At 67.4% G+C, this 20590-nt stretch carries 12 protein-coding genes; 9 read left to right on the top strand and 3 right to left on the bottom strand.

Going from position 1 to position 20590, the window contains the following annotated elements:
• Positions 1-458 precede the first annotated feature (458 nt).
• The 8 genes from ACFWPX_RS10680 to ACFWPX_RS10715 all read left to right on the top strand — a co-directional run bounded on the left by ACFWPX_RS10680 (position 459) and on the right by ACFWPX_RS10715 (position 15138).
• Positions 459-1460: an alpha/beta hydrolase gene (locus ACFWPX_RS10680; RefSeq protein WP_378920057.1), complete on the top strand. Its 1002-nt coding sequence runs from the start codon at positions 459-461 to the stop codon at positions 1458-1460.
• A 166-nt stretch (positions 1461-1626) separates the two neighbouring features.
• Complete coding sequence (locus ACFWPX_RS10685; protein WP_378927183.1) at positions 1627-3447, top strand: alpha/beta hydrolase-fold protein; 1821 nt, start codon at positions 1627-1629, stop codon at positions 3445-3447.
• Between the two features lie 113 nt (positions 3448-3560).
• On the top strand, positions 3561-4064 hold the full coding sequence (locus tag ACFWPX_RS10690) for a DUF732 domain-containing protein (protein WP_378920061.1): 504 nt from the start codon (positions 3561-3563) through the stop codon (positions 4062-4064).
• Entirely contained in the window at positions 4058-5050 is a 993-nt protein-coding gene (locus ACFWPX_RS10695) for a cutinase family protein (protein ID WP_378927230.1), read from the top strand. The genes ACFWPX_RS10690 and ACFWPX_RS10695 overlap by 7 nt, the downstream gene beginning before the upstream one ends.
• A gap of 140 nt (positions 5051-5190) precedes the next feature.
• Positions 5191-6210, top strand: coding sequence for an LLM class F420-dependent oxidoreductase (locus ACFWPX_RS10700; protein WP_378927184.1), 1020 nt, complete (start codon positions 5191-5193; stop codon positions 6208-6210).
• A 181-nt stretch (positions 6211-6391) separates the two neighbouring features.
• Positions 6392-8302, top strand: a complete 1911-nt coding sequence (gene fadD32 / locus ACFWPX_RS10705) for a long-chain-fatty-acid--AMP ligase FadD32 (protein ID WP_378920065.1) — start codon at positions 6392-6394, stop codon at positions 8300-8302.
• A 98-nt stretch (positions 8303-8400) separates the two neighbouring features.
• Entirely contained in the window at positions 8401-13590 is a 5190-nt protein-coding gene (pks13, locus tag ACFWPX_RS10710; protein WP_378927185.1) for a polyketide synthase Pks13, read from the top strand.
• Positions 13591-13593: 3 nt separating this feature from the next.
• Complete coding sequence (locus ACFWPX_RS10715; protein WP_378927186.1) at positions 13594-15138, top strand: acyl-CoA carboxylase subunit beta; 1545 nt, start codon at positions 13594-13596, stop codon at positions 15136-15138.
• Between the two features lie 61 nt (positions 15139-15199).
• Here the strand turns inward: ACFWPX_RS10715 and ACFWPX_RS10720 are convergent, their stop codons facing one another.
• From ACFWPX_RS10720 to ACFWPX_RS10730, 3 genes are all read right to left on the bottom strand, one after another.
• Entirely contained in the window at positions 15200-15760 is a 561-nt protein-coding gene (locus ACFWPX_RS10720; RefSeq protein ID WP_378920071.1) for a Uma2 family endonuclease, read from the bottom strand.
• A 173-nt stretch (positions 15761-15933) separates the two neighbouring features.
• On the bottom strand, positions 15934-16458 hold the full coding sequence (locus ACFWPX_RS10725) for a hypothetical protein (RefSeq protein WP_378927187.1): 525 nt from the start codon (positions 16456-16458) through the stop codon (positions 15934-15936).
• A 170-nt stretch (positions 16459-16628) separates the two neighbouring features.
• Entirely contained in the window at positions 16629-17126 is a 498-nt protein-coding gene (locus tag ACFWPX_RS10730; RefSeq protein WP_056822265.1) for a peptidylprolyl isomerase, read from the bottom strand.
• A 78-nt stretch (positions 17127-17204) separates the two neighbouring features.
• On the opposite strand from ACFWPX_RS10730, the gene ACFWPX_RS10735 reads away from it, so the two are divergent.
• The gene (locus ACFWPX_RS10735) at positions 17205-20537 is read left to right on the top strand and encodes an arabinosyltransferase domain-containing protein (RefSeq protein WP_378927188.1); all 3333 of its coding nucleotides are present in this window, start codon (positions 17205-17207) and stop codon (positions 20535-20537) included.
• The last annotated feature ends 53 nt before the right edge of the window (positions 20538-20590 follow it).

A 20590-nucleotide genomic window follows, 5' to 3' on the forward strand; every position in this document is an offset into this window, starting at 1 on the left:
GGCCCCCGCCTGTTTTTCCGTTTTTTTTTCAAATTTTTGTGCGCACACCACTTATTTTTGGCCCCCCCCCCCGCCCCCCGCCCCGCCGGGCCCCCCCCCCGGTTCTGTCTGTCCCGGCCACTGAAGCGACGGAACAATGTGTCCATAAGCCGACCGCGCCACCCACATAACTCAGCGACCACGGATTTTCGGCCGCCTCGGATCCGAGGGGCGAGACGGAACGCCGTAGGCGCAGTATCGCCCCTCGGATTCGAGGCCCACAGGGCCGAAAATCCAGCGGCGCCAGCCGCCAATGTCGCTGCCCTTGCGGTTAATTGGTGGGTGGAATATCCTCCAGCGAGCGTAAGTGTGACCAGATCGTTGTTTCATCCGTCTGATCGACCGGGCTGTCGGGGCCGTGTCGGGGAGCGGCAGACGCGTCTGGCATGCCATAACAGCAGAAAGAGAGCGGAATTCACATGCGTTTCGGCAAGGCCGTCGCGCCGGCATCTCGTGGTTGGCGTAATCGAATTCTAGCTGTCGGCGCTGCAGCCCTTGTGCTGCCGATCGCCGCGGGAGCGGCCCCGACCGCGCTCGCCGCACCGGTGTCGGCACCTGCGTTGCGCGCACCGGCCGGTGGCTACGAAGAACTCATGGTGCCCTCGAAGATGGGCCCGGTGAAGGTCCAGGTGCAGTGGGCGCGCAACGGCGGTAACGCCGCGCTCTACCTGCTCGACGGCCTTCGCGCCCGTGACGACCGCAACGCCTGGTCGTTCGAGACCAACGCGATGCAGCAGTTCGCTGGCGACAACGTCACCCTGGTGATGCCGGTGGGTGGCCAGTCCAGCTGGTACGCCGACTGGACCGCCGCGAGCAACACCAACGGCCAGAAGACCACCTACAAGTGGGAGACCTTCCTGACCGAAGAGCTCCCCGCCTTCCTCGAGGGCTACGGCGTGTCCCGCAAGAACAACGCTGTGCTCGGCCTGTCGATGTCGGGCCCGGCCGCGCTGCGCCTCGCCGCGCTGAACCGCGATCAGTTCAAGCACGCGTCCTCGCTCTCGGGCCCGCTGAACTGGGGCGCCCCCGGCATGCGTGAGGCCATCCGCGTGATGATGCTCGACGCGGGCCGTTTCAACGTCGACGCCATGGCCGCTCCGTGGAGCTCGGCGTGGCTGCGGATGGACCCGATGGTGTTCGCGCCCGAGCTGCGCGGCCTGCCGATGTTCATCTCCTCGGCCAACGGCCTGCCCGCCCAGCACGACAAGCCTGCCGGTCTCGGCGGTGTCTACAACACCGGTAACGCGATGGCCATCGAGGCCATCTCGTTCGTGAGCACGCTGGCCTTCCAGCGTCGCCTCAACACCCTGGGCATCAATGCCGTCTACGACATCGGCGCCTCCGGTACCCACTCGTGGAAGTACTGGGAAGACGAGCTGTGGAAGGCACGTCCGCACATCCTGAATGCACTGGGCGCCTAGTAGTTTCCGCTCAGCAACAACTCGAAGACCGGCTCACCCCCAGGGTGGGCCGGTCTTTTTGCTGTGTCCGACGCTCGCGTGTCCTCCCCAGTTATCGCTGCCTGTTGCGGTACAACCGACGGTGAGGCTGTGTCCCCATTTCCGGGATGATGGAGGGTCGCGTGTGATGACGGTAAAGAGTGTCTCAGCGCCGATGCGGCGGATCCTCGGCATCGCGGCCATGACGGCGGCCCTGCTCGCACCAGCCGTCACCGTTCCCGCGCAGGCGCAACCGGCGGTGTCCGGGGTGCAGCGGGTGGACTGGCTCTCGGATCGGCGGGTGGCGCTGTGGGTGTACTCGGCCGCGATGAAGACCCCGATCCAGGTACAGATGCTGTTGGCGCGGGACTGGAATGTGGCACCCGAGGCGAAGTTCCCGATGATGCTCATGCTCGACGGTCTGCGTGCGCAGGACGACGAGAACGGCTGGACCAAAGACGCCGACGCCGAGGGCTTCTACGCCGACAAGAACGTCAACGTGGTGCTGCCGGTCGGCGGCCAGTCGAGCTGGTATTCGGACTGGCTCGCGCCCGACAACGGCTTCACCTACAAGTGGGAGACATTCCTGACCAAGGAGCTCCCGCCGATTCTCGAGCGTGACTGGCGAACCACGGATGTGCGTGGGGTACAGGGACTTTCGATGGGCGGCACCGCGGCGATGAACCTCGCGGGCCGCAACCCCGGGCTGATGAAATACGTGGCCTCCTACTCGGGCCTGCTCACCACGACGACACTCGGCATGCCGCAGGCGATCACCTTCGCCAACAAGGACGCGGGCGGCTTCGACGCGGGCGCGATGTGGGGTCCGCCCGGCAGTCCCGAGTGGGACGCGCACGACCCGTATCAGCTGGCCGACGAGCTCAAAGGCGTCAGCATGTACGTCTCCAGCGGCAGCGGTCTGGCCGGCTCGCATGATCAGCTCGGTGACGTGCCGTTGATGAGCGAGAACTGGGCGGGCACCGGCCTGGAGATCCTTTCGCGCCTGTCGACCCAGAACTTCGTCGCCAAGCTCGAGAAGCTGGCGATTCCGGTGCAGGCGAACTACCGTCCCGCGGGCACCCACACGTGGCCCTACTGGGATTTCGAGATGCGTCAGTCGTGGTCGCAGGCGGCCGCGGCGCTCGGTACCGATCCAGGCGGCTCGACCTGCACGCTCGGCGGTGCGATCGCCGGGGTCGCGCAAGCGGCGAACTGGCTGGGCAACTGCCTGACCGCGGAGTACCCGGCGGGCACCGGAATGGTGCAGGACTTCCCGAACGGCCGGGTGTTCCATTCCGCCGCGGCGGGCACGCACGCGGTGGGCGGGCGCATCGGTGGCACCTACGCCGGTATCGGCGGCGCGTTCTCGCCGCTCGGCATGCCCACCGGCGGCGAGCTCGGCCTGCCCGACGGGCGCGGCCGCATGCAGACCTTCGAAGGCGGCTCGATCTACTGGACCCCGCAGACCGGCGCGCAGGTGATGCGCGGCGCGTTCCTCGAGGAGTGGGGCAAGCAGGGCTTCGAGGGCGGTCCCGCCGGCTATCCGGTGGCCGCCGAGGCACCCACACCCAGCCGTGACGGCTCGGTACAGGCCTTCGAACACGGTCCGATGTTCTACAGCCCGGCCACCGGCGCACACCGGGTGCACGGCTTCGTCCTCGACAAGTACAGCCAGCTCGGCTTCGAGAACAGCCCGCTCGGTTTCCCGGTCGCCGAGGAGGCGCCGCTGAAGGATCTCGGGCGCTACAGCCGGTTCGAGGGCGGCAACATCTACTGGAGCCCGCTCTCCGGTGCCTGGTCGGTGCGCAACGGCGCGCTCGCCGACGCCTGGGGCGCGCAGGGGTTCGAGAACGGCAGGCTCGGCTATCCGGTGAGCGACGAGTTCGCAGTTCCGGGCGGAATCCAGCAGAACTTTCAGACCGGGTTCATCGTGGTGCGAGATGGCAAATCCGAAGTTCACGGGGTGTGAGCTCGGGCTGAGAACTCTCTGAGCTTCGCCGCGCAGTGCCCGGCAGCGCCGGTTGTCCGGCTAGCCTGGTCTGCGACCGCTTCCCTGACGAACGATCGAGGAAAGACATCTTCATGCATCGGATCCCTGGCAAGGTAGCCGGATCGGTCGCGGCCCTGGCTGCCGTCGCCCTGTTGTCCGCCTGTGGCGGCAACGACTCGACCGCGTCGCAGACGCCCACCCTCTCCAGCAGCGCCGCCGCGAAGTCGACGACGACGCCGCCCGTGGTCATCGAGCCGCCCGCCGAGGCCCCGTCGAGCACCGCGCCGGAGCCGAGCCCGTCCGCCGAGGAGCCGACGCCCCTCCCGCAGACCAGCGCCGCCGCGCCTGCGACCGGCAAGGACAAGGCCTTCCTCGACGAGCTGGCCAAGAACGGCATCACCCCGGGCGACCAGACGACCGCGTTGACGACCGCGACCTACATCTGCTCCACCAAGGGCACCGGCGCCAGTGACGCCGATATCGCCACCTTCGTCGCCGCGATGGCGGGCACCGACCCGGCATTCGACGCGTCGAAGATGGACGTCAACAAGGCAGCACAGATCTACATCGCTGCCGCGAACTCGACCTACTGCTAGTGACGCCCCGACCGACGCGACGCTCCCGCAGGTTCTGGCCTGCGGGGTGCTTCACCGTGCTGGCGCTGCTCGTCCTGGCGATCATCGTCATCGTGCTGCTCTGGTACCTGCTCGCGGGCAGGTTGAAAGAGCCGCCGCCGACGCCGCCCGGCCCGCCGCCGCCCACGTCGCAGTCGGCGGATTGCCCCGATGTGATGCTGCTCTCGATTCCGGGCACCTGGGAGTCGTCGAGCTTCGACGATCCGTACAACCCGCACGCGAACCCGATCTCGCTGATGCTCAGCGTTTCCGGGCCGCTGCGCGCGCAGTTCCCGGACAACCGGCTCGAGGTGTACACGGTCCCGTACGTGGCCCAGTTCTCGAACCCGATCGCGTTCCCGCCCGACGGCCAGGCTTCCTACAACAACAGCCGCACCGAGGGCACCGCGCGAGCGACCGATGTCCTGGCTCAGCGCCACAAGGAATGCCCGTTGACGAACTTCGTCATCTCGGGCTTCTCCCAGGGCGCGGTGATCGCCGGTGACGTAGCCGCCCAGATCGGCGCGGGCAACGGCCCGATCCCGGAAGCCAACGTGCTCGGCGTGACAGTGATCGCCGACGGCCGCCGCACCGCGACCGGTCCAGGTCAGCCCACCGAGATCGGTGACCCCCCGCCGACGGGTGAGGGTGCCGAGGTGGCGCTCAAGGGCGTCAACGTGCCCGGCATCAGCATGACCGGTCCCCGCCCTGGCGGATTCGGCACGCTGGCACCCAAGGTGAACTCCATCTGCGCGCCCGGCGATATGATCTGCGACGCACCACGCCAGGCGCTCAATCCGGCCAACGCGCTGGGCAGCCTCGCGGCGCTGATCCGCTCGGCGGGCAATCCGGTGCACGCGCTGTACGCCTTCAACGCGGTGGACAGCGACGGCACAACGGCCACCCAGTGGACGGTCAATTGGGCCGCCGCGCTCATCGAGAACGCACCACATCCGCCACATTCCTGACGGAGTTGTCACAGTCACAGCGGGGGCATGATTGCCATGGTTCATGCCTCGCTGTGACATCCGCACGCCGGATCGCTCGCACGCTGTAAAGTGCGCTGGGAATTGCGCCCGAGTACACACCAGCCAGGAGCGAAGAGTTCATGACCGAAGCTGCCGCACCCGTCGGTGAGTTGACCGCGCTGGGTACGCCGCTGCGTCCGTTCCGCTTCGGAGCGGCCGGAGAGGGCAACAAGCAGGAGGGTGGCGCGCGCAAGTTCGTTCAGACGGCGCAGGAAGCCGAAGAGATGGGTTACGACACCTTCTTCGTTCCCGATCACCTGGGCGATCAGATCGGCCCGATCGCCGCGCTGGGCGCACTCACGCAGGCCACCTCCAAGATCCGCCTCGGCACCTCGGTGCTGGCCAACGGTTTACGCCATCCGGTCGTGGTCGCCAAGGAATTGGCCACCCTCGACGTCCTGTCCAAGGGGCGCCTCGAGGTCGGCGTCGGCGCGGGCTGGATCAAGGAAGAGTTCGACAACGCGGGCATCCCGTTCGAGCGTCCCGGCGTCCGGCTGGAGAAGCTCGACGAGTCGCTGACCATCCTGGACACGCTGCTGCGCGGCCAGGAGTGCAATTTCGAGGGCAAGCACTACCAGGTGCGTGGCATCAAGGGCACCCCGCGCCCGCGGCAGGGCCCGCGCCCGCCGCTGTGCACCGGTGGTGGCGGTCCGAAGATGCTGGCACTGGCGGCCAAGCACGCCGACATCGTCTCGGTCGTCCCGCAGACCACCAAGAACGGCAAGGGCCTGCTCTCCGGCATCACGCTCGAGAAGACGATCGAGAAGGTCAACATCGTCAAGGCCGCTGCCGGTGACCGGTTCGCCGACATCGAGCTGAACTGGGCCATCACCGCTATCGTCATCACCGACGACCGGGAGAAGACTGCCGAGATGGCGCTGCGCGCGATCGAACGTGGCCTGCATCCCGACCTCGAAGTCGACGTCGAACTGACCGTCGAGGAGATCCTGAGCTCGCCCTACATCGCGATCGGCACGTTCGAGGAAATCGCCGAACAGGTCAGGCGTGTGCGGCAACTCACTTCGATGTCGTATGTGGGCATCTTCCCCACCCAGATGGACGCTTTCGCGCCTGTCATTCCGCTGCTGCGGGAGGACTGAGCGGGGGTTCTCTGTAACATGACTCTGGTTTGAGAACATCTAGCCGATAGCGGTCACCGCGCAGACCGCTCGAAAATCCGCAGGCTGTCGACGCACGTTCGTGTGAGCTCGACGGCCGGTGGCGATATAGCGAGTCGAGGCCGCAGAGCTTGTCATCGCGTCCTCGCAAGGAGAAGAAGGAATGGAACAGACTTTCGACGACTACCTGGACGAAACCGGGAATATCAACATTCCCGAGGGTCGGACCCTGGTCGATCACGTCGAGAAGCACACCCGTAACGATGCGAATACGCTCGCGTACCGCTACATCGACTATTCGCGGGAACGCGACGGCGAGGTGCACGAGCTGACCTGGCAGGAGTTCGGAGTACGGCTGCGCGCGGTGGCTGCTCGCCTGCAACAGGTGACCAATCCGGGCGACCGGGTCGCGATCCTCGCGCCGCAGGGCCTGGATTACGTGATCTCCTTCTTCGCCGCGATCTACGCGGGCACCATCTCGGTGCCGCTGTTCGATCCCGACGAGCCGGGTCACACCGACCGCCTGCACGCCGTCCTCGGCGACTGCGAGCCGTCGGCGATCCTCACCGCGACCTCCTCGGCCGCCGGTGTGCGCCAGTTCTTCCGCTCGCTGCCCGCCGCGCAGCGACCGCGCATCATCGCCGTCGACGCCATCCCGGACACCCTCGGTGACTCCTGGGTGCGCCCCGACACCGCGATCGACGACATCGCCTACCTGCAGTACACCTCGGGTTCCACCCGGGTGCCCGCCGGTGTGGAGATCACCCACCGCGCGGTCGGCACCAACCTGCTGCAGATGATCAAGTCGCTGAACATGAACGAGAACTCGCGTGGTGTCACCTGGCTCCCGCTGTTCCACGACATGGGCCTGCTCACGGTGATCCTGCCCGCGGTCGGCGGCAAGTTCATCACCATCATGTCGCCGAGTGCGTTCGTGCGCCGTCCCTCGCGCTGGATCAACGAACTGGCCGCGGTCTCCGACGGTGCGGGCACGTTCGCGGCCGCGCCGAACTTCGCGTTCGAGCACGCCGCCGCGCGTGGTGTGCCCAAGGCGGGTGAGACGCTCGACCTGTCGAATGTGATCGGCCTGATCAACGGATCCGAGCCGGTGACGGTCTCCTCGATGAAGAAGTTCAACGAGGCGTTCGCGCCGTTCGGCCTGCCCAAGACCGCGATCAAGCCGTGCTACGGCATGGCGGAGGCGACGCTGTTCGTCTCGGCCACTCGCGCCGAGGACGAGGCCAAGTACGTCTACGTCGATCGCAACGAGCTCAACGCGGGCCGCATGGTGCGCGTCGACCAGTCCGACGAGACCGCCATCGCGCAGGTGTCGTGTGGTTACGTCGGGCTGTCGCAGTGGGCCGCGATCGTGGATCCGGAATCGGCGGACACCGCGCAGGGTCGCGAGCTGCCCGACGGCCAGGTCGGCGAGATCTGGCTGCACGGCAACAACATGGGCATCGGTTACTGGGGTCGCCCCGCCGAGTCCACCAAGGCGTTCCGCAACAAGGTCACCGAGCCCGTCGCGGGCGGTCACACCGACGGCACCGATCCCGATGCCGACTGGATGCGCACCGGCGACTTCGGCGTGTACTTCGAGGGCGAGCTCTACATCACCGGTCGCGTCAAGGACCTGGTGATCGTCGACGGACGCAACCACTACCCGCAGGACCTGGAGTACTCCGCACAGGAGGCCTCCAAGGCGCTGCGCCCCGGTTTCGTCGCGGCCTTCGCGGTGCCCGCCAACCAGCTGCCCGCCGAGGTCTTCGCCGCCGACAGCCACTCCGGCCTGAAGTTCGACGTCGACGACGCGTCCGAGCAACTGGTGGTCGTGGCCGAACGTGGCCCCGGCGCCGGTAAGGCCGACCCCGGCCCGATCGCCGACGCGGTGCGTGCCGCGGTGTCGGTACGCCACGGCGTGACCGCTCGTGACATCCTGCTCGTGCCCGCCGGTTCCATCCCGCGAACCTCCAGCGGCAAGATCGCCCGGCGCGCCTGCAAGGCCGCCTACCTCGAGGGAACGCTGCGCGGTGGTTACACCCAGCAGGCTTTCCCCGATGCACCGGAAGAGTAATCGGCACGTCCGACACGGAGGTGACGCCCGGTGTGCCACGCAGGCCGGGCGTCATTCCACGGCGCGCCCTGTACGCAGACAGGTAGCTTGAGGAATTGATGGCTGACAACGAGGGCACGCCCACCCCGAACCCTGACGTCCCCGCCGAGACGAACGATCTCTCGGTGGCCGAGCTGCGTGACTGGCTGCGCCGCTGGGTCGCCGATGCGACCGGGCAGTCTGTCGACGCGATCACCGTCGACCGGCCGATGGAGGAGTTCGGGCTCGCCTCGCGCGATGCCCTCGCCCTCGGTGGTGACATCGAGGACCACACCGGGGTGGCGCTTGCCCCGACGGTGATCTACCAGCATCCGACGATCGCGTCGCTGGCCGAGATCATCGTCAACGGTGAGCCTGAGCCCGAGCCGGAGGACTCGTCGGAGTACACCGCCGCGTTCGCGCCGTCCGAGGCGCACGACGTCGCGGTGGTCGGCCTGTCCACGCGTCTGCCGGGTGCGGGCACCACGCCCGAGTCGACCTGGGAGTTCATCATCGGGCGCGGTGACGCGATCCGTGAGCTGCCCGAAGGTCGCTGGTCGGAGTTCCTGGCCGATCCGTCCGTGGCCAAGTCCATCGACCAGGCCAACACCCTCGGCGGCTACCTGGACCAGGACGTCATCAAGGGTTTCGACGCCGAATTCTTCGCGATGTCGCCGATCGAGGTCGAGCAGGTCGACCCGCAGCAGCGACTGATGATGGAGCTCACCTGGGAAGCGCTCGAGCACGCGCGCATCCCGGCCAGCGACCTCAAGGGCGGTCAGGTCGGCGTATACGTCGGCTCGTCCACCAACGATTTCCAGATGATCGCCTCGCTCGGTCTCGGCGACACCGATCCCGACGCGCCCGCCTCGTCGAGGGGCTACGCGCTGCTCGGTGGCTCGACCGGCATCATCGCCAACCGCGTCTCCTACTTCTACGACTTCCGTGGCCCGTCGGTCACGGTCGACACCGCCTGCTCGTCGACCATCGTGGCCGTGCACCAGGCCGTGCGCGCGCTGCGTACCGGTGAGGCCGAGGTGGCGCTCGCCGGTGGCGTAAACATGATCCTGGCCCCGGTCATCACCCTCGGTTTCGATCAGAACGGCGCCGTCGCCAAGGACGGGCACATCAAGGCGTTCTCTTCCGACGCCGACGGCATGGTGCGCTCCGAGGGCGCGGGCATGGTCGTGCTCAAGCGCCTGGCCGACGCCGAGCGCGACTGCGACAACATCCTGGGCGTCATCAAGGGTTCCGCGGTGAACTCCGACGGCCGCTCCAACGGCCTGTTCGCGCCCAACCCCGAGGCACAGGCCGACGTCCTGCGCGCCGCCTACCGTGACGCGGGCATCGTCCCTTCCACGGTCGACTACATCGAGGCGCACGGCACCGGCACCCCCATCGGCGACCCGATCGAGGCCGAAGCGCTCGGTCGCGTCATCGGCCGTGGCCGCGATGCCGACAAGCCCGCTCTGCTCGGTTCGGCCAAGTCCAACTTCGGTCACCTCGAATCCGGCGCCGGTGTGGCGAGCCTGGCCAAGGTGCTGATGTCGTTCCAGCACAACGTGATTCCGCCGAGCATCAACTACGCGGGCCCGAGCCCGTACATCCCGTTCGAGCAGGCCAACCTCAAGGTCGTCGACGAGGCGACCGAGTACCCGCGCTACAGCGGCGTCGCCACCGTCGGCATCTCCGGCTTCGGTTTCGGTGGCACCAACGCGCACGTGGTGCTGCAGGAGTACGTGCCCACGGCCCCGGTTGTCGAGGACGTGACCGCCGAGCAGGTCGCCGCCGAGGAGATCGAGGGCGAGGAGACCACCGGTGTGGTCGCCGAGGCCATCGCGATCACCGAGGCCGCGGTCGAGCCGGTGCAGCCGTTCGTCGAATGGGACGGCGAGCGCGACGAGCCGCTGCCCGTGGTCCTGGCCGTTTCCGCCTACCTGCCGTCGCGTCGTAAGCGCGCCGCCGCCGAGCTGGCCGACTGGCTGGAAGGCGCGGGCTCCGATGTCGCGCTGACCGATGTCGCCCGTTCGCTGGCCAAGCGCAGCCACCAGCGTTCGCGTGGTGTGGTGGTGGCCAAGACGCGTGAAGAGGCCGTCGCCGGCCTGCGCGCTATCGCCGAGGGCAAGCCGGGCGCCGGTGTGTTCACCGCCGATTCGCCCGCGTCCAACGGGCCGATCTGGGTGTTCTCCGGTTTCGGTTCCCAGCACCGCAAGATGGCCAAGCAGCTCTACGGCGAGAACGCGATCTTCCGCAAGACCGTCGACGAGGTCGACGAGCTGGTGCAGGACGAGGCGGGTTACTCGATCCGCGAGATGTTCCTCGACGACGAGCAGGACTACGACGTCGGCACCTGCCAGGTCGGTATCTTCACCATCCAGCTCGGCCTCGCCGCGTTGTTGCGTGCCCACGGCGCGGAACCGGCTGCGGTGGTCGGTCATTCGATGGGTGAGGTGGCCGGTTCCTACATCGCCGGTGGCCTGTCGATCGAAGACGCGGTGCGCGTGATCTGCGCCCGCTCGCGCCTGATGGGCGAGGGCGAGCAGATGCTCACCGACGACGAAGTGCGCAATATGGCACTGGTCGAACTCAGCGCCCACGATGTGGCGCTGCTGCTGCCGAAGTACCCCGATGTGGAGTGCGCGGTGTACGCCGCGCCGACCAACACCGTCATCGGCGGTCCGCGCGACCAGGTCGAGCAGATCGTCGCCGAGGTCGAGGCGATGGGCAAGTTCGCCCGCATCCTCCCGACCCGCGGCGCGGGCCACACCTCCCAGATGGACCCGCTGCTCGGCGAACTCGCCGCGGAACTGGCGGGCATCGAGCCGACCTCGCTGAAGATCGGCCTGTACTCCACGGTGCACGAGGGCCTGTACTTCCGGCCCGGTACCGACCCGATCCACGACGAGCCGTACTGGGTGAAGAACCTGCGCCACAGCGTGTGGTTCACCAACGCGGTGAAGGCCGCCGTCGACTCCGGGCACACCACGTTCCTGGAGCTGGCGCCCAATTCTGTTGCGCTGATGCAGGTTCTCGGCACCACCTTCGCGGCGGGCGTGCACGACGCGCAGCTCATCCCGACGCTCAAGCGCAAGGAAGACGAGTCCGCCGGTGTGATCGGGGCGCTCGCGCAGCTCTACGTGCACGGCCACGCCGTGAACCTGAGTTCGCTGCTGCCCGAAGGTGATTACGCCGATGTGCCGCGCACCGCGTTCGTGCGCAAGGAGTACTGGCCCAAGGTCTCGATGTCCTCGGGTGGCAACTCCCGTGTGCCCGGCGCGCACGTTGCGATGCCGGACGGCCGCCACGCCTGGGAGATCCAGGCCTCCTCGGTCACCGACCTCGCTGTGCTGGTGAAAGCCGCTGCCGCACAGGTCTTTTCCAATGTCTCGGTCTCTGTTTCACATGCGCATGCCGCGCTGCCCACCGCGGGCACGCTGACCACCACGTTGACGCCGCACCTCGGTGGTGCGTCGGTCCAGGTGCACGCCAAGTCCGGCGCCGGGTTCACCCTGCTGTTCGACGCGGTCGTCACCTCCGGTGCCGCGCTGCCCGAACCGGTTCCCGCCGTGGCGGTTCCGGCCGCGGCAGCGGAACCCACCGCCGCCGAGATCGCCATCGCCACCGGCGACCGCTGGAGCCCCGACAGCGGCGAGACCATCGAACAACGACTCTGTGTCATCGTCGCCGAATCCATGGGCTACGCCGTCGAGGACCTCCCGATGGAGATCCCGCTGATGGAACTCGGCCTCGACTCGCTGATGGCGATGCGCATCAAGAACCGCGTCGAATACGAATTCGACATCCCGCAGCTGCAGATCTCGGCCGTGCGCGACGCCAGCCTCAACGAGGTGTCGAAGGTGCTGCGCTACGCGATCGAGCATCGCGACGAGGTCGCGGCGATGGCGGAGAAGCAGGCTGCCGCCAAGGCCGCCGGTGAAGATGTCGAGCTCGGTGTCGACGCCAACTTCGTCGAGGCTGCTCGGGCCGCGATCGCCGCGGGTGAGGATCCGCTGGCGGTGGCGAAGCAGGCCGAAGCCGAGCAGTCGTCGGAACCTGCTGCTGCCGAATCGGTTTCGGATGCTGCCGACGCCAGTGCGTCTGCTGCTGCCGAATCGGTTTCGGAGCAGGCGCCCGCCGAATCGGCAATCGCCGACATCGATTACTTCGCCGATGCGAGCGCCGACGAGGACAACGTTCCGCCGCGTGACGCGGCTGAGCGCCTGACCTACGCCACCTGGGCCGTCGTCACCGGCACCTCGCCCGGTGGTGTCTACAACACGCTGCCGATCCTCGAAGAGGAGGTCGCCGAGAAGATGGCGGCCCGCCTTACCGAGCGGGTCAAGGCAGAGGTCACCGTCGACGACGTGCTCGATTGCGAGTCGATCGAGCAGCTCGCCGAGATCGTGCGCAATCTGCAGGACAGTGGCGCCGATGTCGACGGCTTCGTGCGTCCGCTGCGGGCGCGTGCCGAGGGCTCCGACGCCGTGCCGGTCTTCGTGTTCCATCCCTCGGGTGGCAACACCCTCGTGTACGAGCCGCTGTTGAAGCGTCTCGCCGCGGATACCCCGATGTACGGATTCGAGCGGGTCGAGGGCGATATCGAGGAACGCGCCCGCCAGTACCTGCCCGAACTGCGCAAGCTCCAGGGCAACGGCCCGTACGTGCTGTACGGCTGGTCGCTCGGTGCGGTGCTGTCGCTGCAGGTCGCTCAGCTCCTTCGCGAAGAAGGCGCCGACGTGCGCGTTGTCGGTCTTATCGACCTGGCACTTCCGGTCAAGGGCGAGGACAACAGCCCTGAGGAGCGGGTGCGCCGCATTCAGCGCTACCAGCAGTTCGCCAAGACCACCTACGGCGTCGAGGGCGAACTGCCCGACGAGCAGCTGCAGGAACTCGCCCAGGCAGGCGACGAGGAGCAGTACGACATCGTCGCCAGCCTGGTGAAGCTGACCGGTGCGAAAATCCCCGGCGGTGTGCTCGAACATCAGCGCACCTCGTGGATCGAGAGCCGCCACCTCGCGAAGGCGAAGCCGACCCAGTACGACGGTGAGGCCGTGCTCTACCTGGCCGATCGCTACCACGACGGCATGATCCAGCTCGAGCCGCGTTTCGCGGACCGCAAGCCCAACGGTGGTTGGGACGAGTACATTCCGAACCTCGAGGTGGTCCGCATCCCCGGCGACCACCTACAGATTGTCGACGAACCGCGGATCGGCCAGATCGGTGCCGACCTCGCCGCCAAGCTGGCCGCGATTTCCGCAAAGGGAGAATAGTAAGTGAGCACGACCGCCGAAAAGCTTGCCGATCTACACGAGCGGCTCGAGCTCGCCAAGGAACCAGCGGGCGCGAAGGGCATCGCGAAGCGGGCGCACAAGGGCATTCCCAGCGCCCGCGACCGGATCAACCAGCTGCTCGATCCCGGCACCTTCGTCGAGATCGGCGCGCTGGTGCGCAAGCCCGGCGACGCGACCGCTCTCTACGGTGACGGTGTCGTGGTCGGCCACGGCAAGGTCGAGGGTCGCCCGGTGGCGGTGTTCTCCCACGATCAGACCGTCTACGGCGGTTCGGTCGGCGAGGCGTTCGGTCGCAAGCTGTGCGGCTTGATGCAGTACGCGTCCAAGGTCGGCATCCCGCTGGTCGGCATCAACGATTCCGGTGGCGCGCGCGTGCAGGAAGCGATCAGCTCGCTGGCCTGGTACGCCTGGATGGCGACCAATCTCGAGCCGCTGTCGGGCATGGTTCCGCTGGTCTCGGTGATCCTCGGTAACTGCGCCGGTGGCGCGGTGTACGAGCCGATCTGCACCGATGTGGTGGTCGCCACCGAGTCCGCGCACATGTTCGTCACCGGCCCGAAGATCATCAAAGAGGTCACCGGCGAGGACGTGAGCCTCGAGGAGCTCGGCGGTGCGCGCACGCAGGCCCAGTACGGCAACATCCACCACGTCGCCAAGGACGAGGAGGCGGCCTTCACCTGGGTGCGCGAGTACCTGGGCTACATGCCGAGCAGCTGCCAGGAACTGCCGCCGGTGGTGAACCCCGGTCTGGAACCGGAGATCACCGACTCCGACCGCGAGCTGAACACGTTCATGCCCGACTCCGACAATGCCGGCTACGACATGTACGACATCCTGCTGCGCATCTTCGACGACGGTGAGTTCAAGGAGATCAGCGCCGACACCGGCCAGAACATCATCACCGGTTACGCCCGCATCGACGGCCGCACCGTCGGCGTCGTCGCCAACCAGCCCATGTCGGCGGCCGGTGCGCTCGACGCCCGCGCCTCCGACAAGGCCTCGCACTTCGTGCGCCTGTGCGACGCGTTCGAGATCCCGCTGGTCTTCGTCGTCGACACCCCCGGCTTCCTGCCCGGCGTCGAGCAGGAAAAGGTCGGCGTCATCAAGCGCGGCGGCCGCTTCCTGTTCTCCTACGTCGAGGCCTCGGTCCCCAAGATCACCCTGGTGGTCCGCAAGTCCTACGGCGGCGGCTACGCGGTCATGGGCTCCAAGCAGCTCGGCGCCGACATCAACCTCGCCTGGCCCACCGCCCGCATCGCGGTCATGGGCGCCGAGGGCGCCGTCAGCCTCCTGGGCGCCGCCCAGATCGCCGCCGCCCCCGAAGACCAGCGCGCCGCGATCCGCCAGAACCTGATCGATTTCTACAACGCCAACGTAGCCACCCCCTGGGTAGCAGCCGAACGCGGCTTCATCGACGCCATCATCGAACCGGCCACCACCCGCCTCGAACTCCGCCGAGCCCTGAAACTGCTCCAGGACAAGAAGATCCAGCGCAACCCACGCAAGCACCACGTCCTGCCGCTGTAGCCAGACCCCGAACGGGCCGCCCCGGAAGCTCTCCGAGGCGGCCCGTTCGGGTATGCGGGGATCAGATCTTGCCGAGGTCGATCTCCACGGGGAAGGGAGCCGACACCTCGACCGTTCCGGTGAACATGTCTCCGGTCCGGTATGACCCGGTCGCCGGGTCGAGGATGTAGGTATAGATCAGCGGGACACCGTTCGCCGCCTGCTCGATCCGCCAGTAGAAGGCGATGCCCGCCTTAGCGTATTGGTCCACTTTGACGATCCGGTCGGTGGTCTCCGAGCCGGGCGAGACGACCTCGACGACCAGCAACACGTGTTCGGGGCGGGTCGGCGTGAGATCGATCGTGTCGGCGCGATAGACAACGACATCGGGTCGCCGATTGGTGAGCGGCACATCTTGGAGTCGGACATCGAAGTCGGTGTCGGCGTTCCAGTCCGGTCCGGCCGCGACGTCGAGCGCGTTGGCCAGGATCCGGGCCAACCGGTTATGCCGCTTGGACGCACTGGGGCTCACAACAACCATCCCGTCCACGATCTCGATGCCCGCACACTGCTCGTCGGACCAGGTGTCGTACTCCGCCGCCGTGATCTGCTCGTGCATCCACGCGGGGGCGATGGCAGTCATGGCGCTCCTTCCTGACATCTTCGAGCGGTCGGCGAACCCGCTGGACCAAGTCTAATCGTGCGACTTGAAAGCCCGAAGGAGTACGCGAGCTCAGCTGGGTGATTCGGGTTCGCAACGAATCTGAGCCGAGCATTGGCGACGGGCAGTTTCCGTCAGAGCGCGTGGTTGACCCACTACCGCCGGTAGTTCGGGTTTGCGTTGTACCCGGGGCCTGCCTGCGGTTGATGCTGTGCGTGCGGCGCATAAGCGGGTGCGCCGTATCCGGGAGCTCCCTGCGGCCACTGGCCCTGGGCTTGCGGCGACCCATACGGAGCGGGTGCGGCCTGCTGCCACTGGCCCTGCATCTGTGGCAGCCCATTAGGGGCGGGCTGCGGTCCACCGACCGGCGGGAAGCCTTGCGGCGCGGTAGCGGCGCGGCGAGCCCGGCGCGACCGGAGATTGCTCCGCAGCCAGAACGCGGAGCCGACGCTCATCAGCGCGCCGCCGCCGATCAGCATCCACCCGGTGCGCTTGTTCTGGGCTTGTTGCCCGGCGGCATCCCGCTCCACCGATGAGCCCTTGCTGCTCGTCACGCAGGTCTCGCCCGCCGACATGGTCGTGCCGCCGCAATCGGCACCGCTGTTGAGTGTGGCGATTCCGCCGAAAACGAGGAAGGCGCCGAACACTATGCCCAGCACCGAGTAAAGAAGGTCTTTCACGTATTCCCCCAAGAACTTTGATCAGTCGAGACACCGTACCGCGTGCCCCGCGACACCTTCACGATCGCATCGGGGACGACTCGACAGCCGGAGTCGCATTCTGGGAGCTGATCGAAAAACGGGCCGCCACCAATGAATTCGGTAGCGGCCCGGCACGCTGCGTCGAAGAATTAAGCGACAGAAGCGGATTCGATGATGACGTCGTCGACGGGGACGTCCTGGTGGGGGCCCGCGCTGCCGGTGGTGACGGCGGCGATCTTGTCGACTACCTCGAAGCCGTCGGTGACCTTGCCGAAGACGGCGTAGCCCCAGCCCTGGCCCTGGGGAGCGGAGTGGTTGAGGAAGGCATTGTCGGAGATGTTGATGAAGAACTGGGCGGTGGCCGAGTGGGGGTCGTTGGTGCGGGCCATCGCGACGGTGTACTTGTCGTTCTTCAGGCCGTTGGTGGCCTCGTTCTGAATCGGCGCCTGAGTCGGCTTCTGCTTCAGGCCGGGCTCGAAGCCGCCGCCCTGCACCATGAAACCGGGGATGACGCGGTGGAACACGGTGCCGGCGTAATGGCCCGAGTTCACGTAGTTCACGAAGTTGGCGACCGTGTTCGGCGCGGCCTGGTCGTCCAACTCGAGCACGATCGGTCCGTAATTGGTTTCGAGATTCACCTTGGTCATGGAGTCGAGTCTAGGGAAGTGCGTGACTAAGGCGTGCGACCCCTCACAAGTACCGGGGGACAGATAGCATGTCGAACCGTGCCAGACGCCGCAACAGCTGTTCTCACCAAGCCTCCTGCCGAACCCGTGGCCACCGCGAAGGACTTCCGGATCGCGCGATGGATCGCGATGGTCGCCGGGATTCTCGGTGCCGTGTTCGCGGTGGCCACGCCGTTTCTTCCGGTCACTCAGACCACCGCCCAGCTGAACTGGCCGCAGAACGGCACGCTCGCGAACGTCCAGGCGCCGCTGATGTCCCAGGTGCCGATCGACCTGAATGTGTCGATCCCGTGTAGTGCCGTGTCGTCGCTGCCCGAGCAGGGCGGCATGCTGCTGGCGACCGCGCCCCCGCAGGGCGATCGCGCGGCCTTGGAGGCGCTGTTCGTGCGCGTCTCCGCTACCGCGGTCGATGTGGTCGATCGCAACGCGGTGGTCGCCTCGGCGGACCGGTCGGCGATGGACGGGTGTTCGGCGATCGTCATCAGTTCCGATCAGAACCGCACGACCGCGGAGTTCGCGGGGCTGACCAAGCAGGTCGAGCGGCCGATCGCCGGTCAGCCGGGTGCGGTGGAAACCGTGCAGGTGCCCGTGCAGGGCCAGCTCGCCGGTGACCTGCGGCCGCAGATCGTGGGCGTGTTCACCGATCTCGAAGGCGCGGTGCCGCAGGGCCTTTCGCTGACCTCGACGATCGACACCCGGTTCTCGTCGAGCCCGTCGCTGATCAAGCTGGTCGCGATCATCGCGGCGGTGCTGTGCACGCTGCTGGCGCTCGCCGCGCTCGGCCGCCTCGACGGCAGTGACGGGCGCGGACATCGCCGCTTCCTGCCGCGCAACTGGCTCAAGCCGACCTGGGCCGACGGCGCGGTGATCGGCACGCTGCTGGTCTGGCATTTCGTCGGCGCCAATACCTCCGACGACGGCTACATCCTGTCGATGGTGCGCGTGGCCCCCGACGCGGGCTATATGGCCAACTACTTCCGCTGGTACGGCGTCCCAGAGGCACCGTTCGGCTGGTACTACTACGTCATCCAGGTGTTCGCCGAGATCTCCACGGCCAGCCCGTGGGTGCGCGTGCCCGCGCTGATCTGCGCGATCCTGTGCTGGATGGTGATCAGCCGCGAGGTGGTACCGCGCCTCGGCAATGCCGTGAAGCGCAGTCAGGTGGCGCTGTGGACCGGTGGTCTGGTGTTCCTGGCGTTCTGGCTGCCGTTCGACAACGGCCTGCGCTCGGAGCCGATCGTCGCCCTCGGCGCGCTGCTCACCTGGGTTTCCATCGAACGCGCCATCGCCACCGGCCGCCTGCTGCCCGCGGGCATCGCGGTGCTGATCGCGGCCTTCACCCTCGCCGCCGCGCCCACCGGTTTGATGTGTGTGGCCGCGCTGCTCGCCGGTATCCGGCCGCTGGTGCGGATCATCGTGCGCCGTCATCGCGAGTTCGGCACGCTCCCGCTGCTGGCTCCGATCGCTTCGGCGGGCGTGCTCGTGCTCACGGTCGTCTACGGCGACCAGACCTTCGCCGGTATCCAGGAAGCCAACCGGGTCCGTCAGGCCACCGGCCCCAACCTGGCCTGGTACGAGGACTACCTGCGCTACTACTACATGTTCGTCGAGACCGTCGACGGCTCGCTGGCTCGCCGTTTCGCCTTCCTGGTGATGCTGCTGTGCCTGTTCACGACGCTGCTGGTGCTGCTGCGCCGCCGTCAGGTGCCTGGCATCGCGTCGGGTCCGACCTGGCGGCTGATGGGCATCGTCTTCGGCACGATCTTCTTCATGATGTTCAACCCCACCAAGTGGACCCACCACTTCGGTGCCTACGCGGGCATCGCGGGTGGGCTCGCGGCGGTGACCGCGGTGGCGGTGTCGCAGAGCGCGCTGCGTTCACGCAAGAACCGGGCGATCTTCCTGGCCGGATTGCTGTTCGTGCTCGCGCTGTCGTTCTCCGGCATCAACGGCTACTGGTACGTGTCCAGCTACGGCGTGCCGTGGTTCGACAAGACCATCTCGCTGCGCGGCATCCACTCGAACACGGTGATGCTCATCCTGTTCGGCGTGGCATTGGCACTGGTCGGCTGGTACGCGCTGCGCGAGGACTATGTGAAGCCGGTGCCGTCGGTGAAAACGAAGCGCGGCAACAGGATTCGCAAGTTCGCCGCCATCCCGCTGACCATCGTGGTCGGGTTGATGGTGCTGTTCGAGGTGGCATCGCTGGTCAAGGGCGCGACGCAGCAGTACCCCGGCTACTCGCTCGGCCGCTCCAACATCGACGCGCTCAGTGACAACTCGTGTGGCCTGGCCAACGATGTGCTGGTCGAATCCGACCCGAACGGCGGCAGGCTCGACCCGATCGTCGACCCGGCCCGTCCGTTCACCGACCCCAACGACCCCCTGGCCGGCACCGGCTCGGTCGGGTTCACCCCCAACGGCGTGCCGGGCGACCTGTCGGCCGACGCGGTCGAGGTGAAGCCCGGAACCGGTAACACCAGCAACCAGTCGGTCGGTGCGGCCTTCGCCGAAGGCGAGAGCGCGGGCACCGGAGGTGGTGAGGGCGCACTCGGCGTGAACGGCTCCACCGTGGCGCTGCCGTTCGGCCTCGATCCCGCGCAGACCCCGATTCTCGGCTCCTACCAGGAGGGTATGCAGCAGCCCGCCCACCTGGAATCGGCCTGGTACGGTCTGCCCGCCCGCTCCGACGACTCACCGCTGGTCGTGATCAGCGCGGCCGGTCGCATCGCCTCCAAGGACGACTCCGGCTCCGACAAGTACGGCCAGGCGCTGTTCGTCGAATACGGCACCCGCAACCCCGATGGCAGCGTCACCACGCTCGGCGCCTACCAGCCGCGCGATATCGGCCCCGCGCCGTCGTGGCGCAACCTGCGCGTGCCGCTGGCCGACCTCCCGGCCGAGGTGAACGCGGTGCGCGTGATGGTCAACGACCCGATCCTGATCGGCGATCAGTGGCTGGCGTTCACCCCGCCGCGGGTGCCCAGGTTGCAGAGCCTCGACACGTTCATCGGCCGCGATCAGCCGGTGCTGCTGGACTGGGCCGTCGGCCTGCAGTTCCCGTGCCAGCGTCCGTTCGCGCACAAGAACGGCGTGGCCGAGGTGCCGAACTACCGGATCCTGCCGGACCGTCCGCTGGCGATCTCGTCGACCGATACCTGGCAGGCGCAGGAGTTCGGTGGTCCGCTCGGCATGTCGCAGATGCTGGCGAGCCGGGTCACCATCCCGACCTACCTGAAGGACGACTGGGCCCGCGACTGGGGCTCGCTGGAACGCTACGACCAGTACGCGCAGGCGACCCCCGCCGAGCTCGAGACCGGCACCGCGCCGCGTGACGGGCTGTGGAGCCCGGGCCCGCTGCGGGTGTTCTGACCTCGGCCGGACAGTAAAAGGCGCGGATCACATAGTGTGGTCCGCGCCTTTTC

This window comes from Nocardia sp. NPDC058518, from assembly GCF_042719655.1.
GTDB lineage: Bacteria > Actinomycetota > Actinomycetes > Mycobacteriales > Mycobacteriaceae > Nocardia.

Excerpts from the sequence above, each read along its gene's own strand:
- ACFWPX_RS10720 (WP_378920071.1), bottom strand. The coding sequence starts at position 15,760 with ATGACTGCCATCGCCCCCGCGTGGATGCACGAGCAGATCACGGCGGCG.
- ACFWPX_RS10680 (WP_378920057.1), top strand. The coding sequence starts at position 459 with ATGCGTTTCGGCAAGGCCGTCGCGCCGGCATCTCGTGGTTGGCGTAAT.
- ACFWPX_RS10690 (WP_378920061.1), top strand. The coding sequence starts at position 3,561 with ATGCATCGGATCCCTGGCAAGGTAGCCGGATCGGTCGCGGCCCTGGCT.
- fadD32 (WP_378920065.1), top strand. The coding sequence starts at position 6,392 with ATGGAACAGACTTTCGACGACTACCTGGACGAAACCGGGAATATCAAC.
- ACFWPX_RS10700 (WP_378927184.1), top strand. The coding sequence starts at position 5,191 with ATGACCGAAGCTGCCGCACCCGTCGGTGAGTTGACCGCGCTGGGTACG.
- ACFWPX_RS10685 (WP_378927183.1), top strand. The coding sequence starts at position 1,627 with ATGACGGTAAAGAGTGTCTCAGCGCCGATGCGGCGGATCCTCGGCATC.
- pks13 (WP_378927185.1), top strand. The coding sequence starts at position 8,401 with ATGGCTGACAACGAGGGCACGCCCACCCCGAACCCTGACGTCCCCGCC.
- ACFWPX_RS10730 (WP_056822265.1), bottom strand. The coding sequence starts at position 17,126 with ATGACCAAGGTGAATCTCGAAACCAATTACGGACCGATCGTGCTCGAG.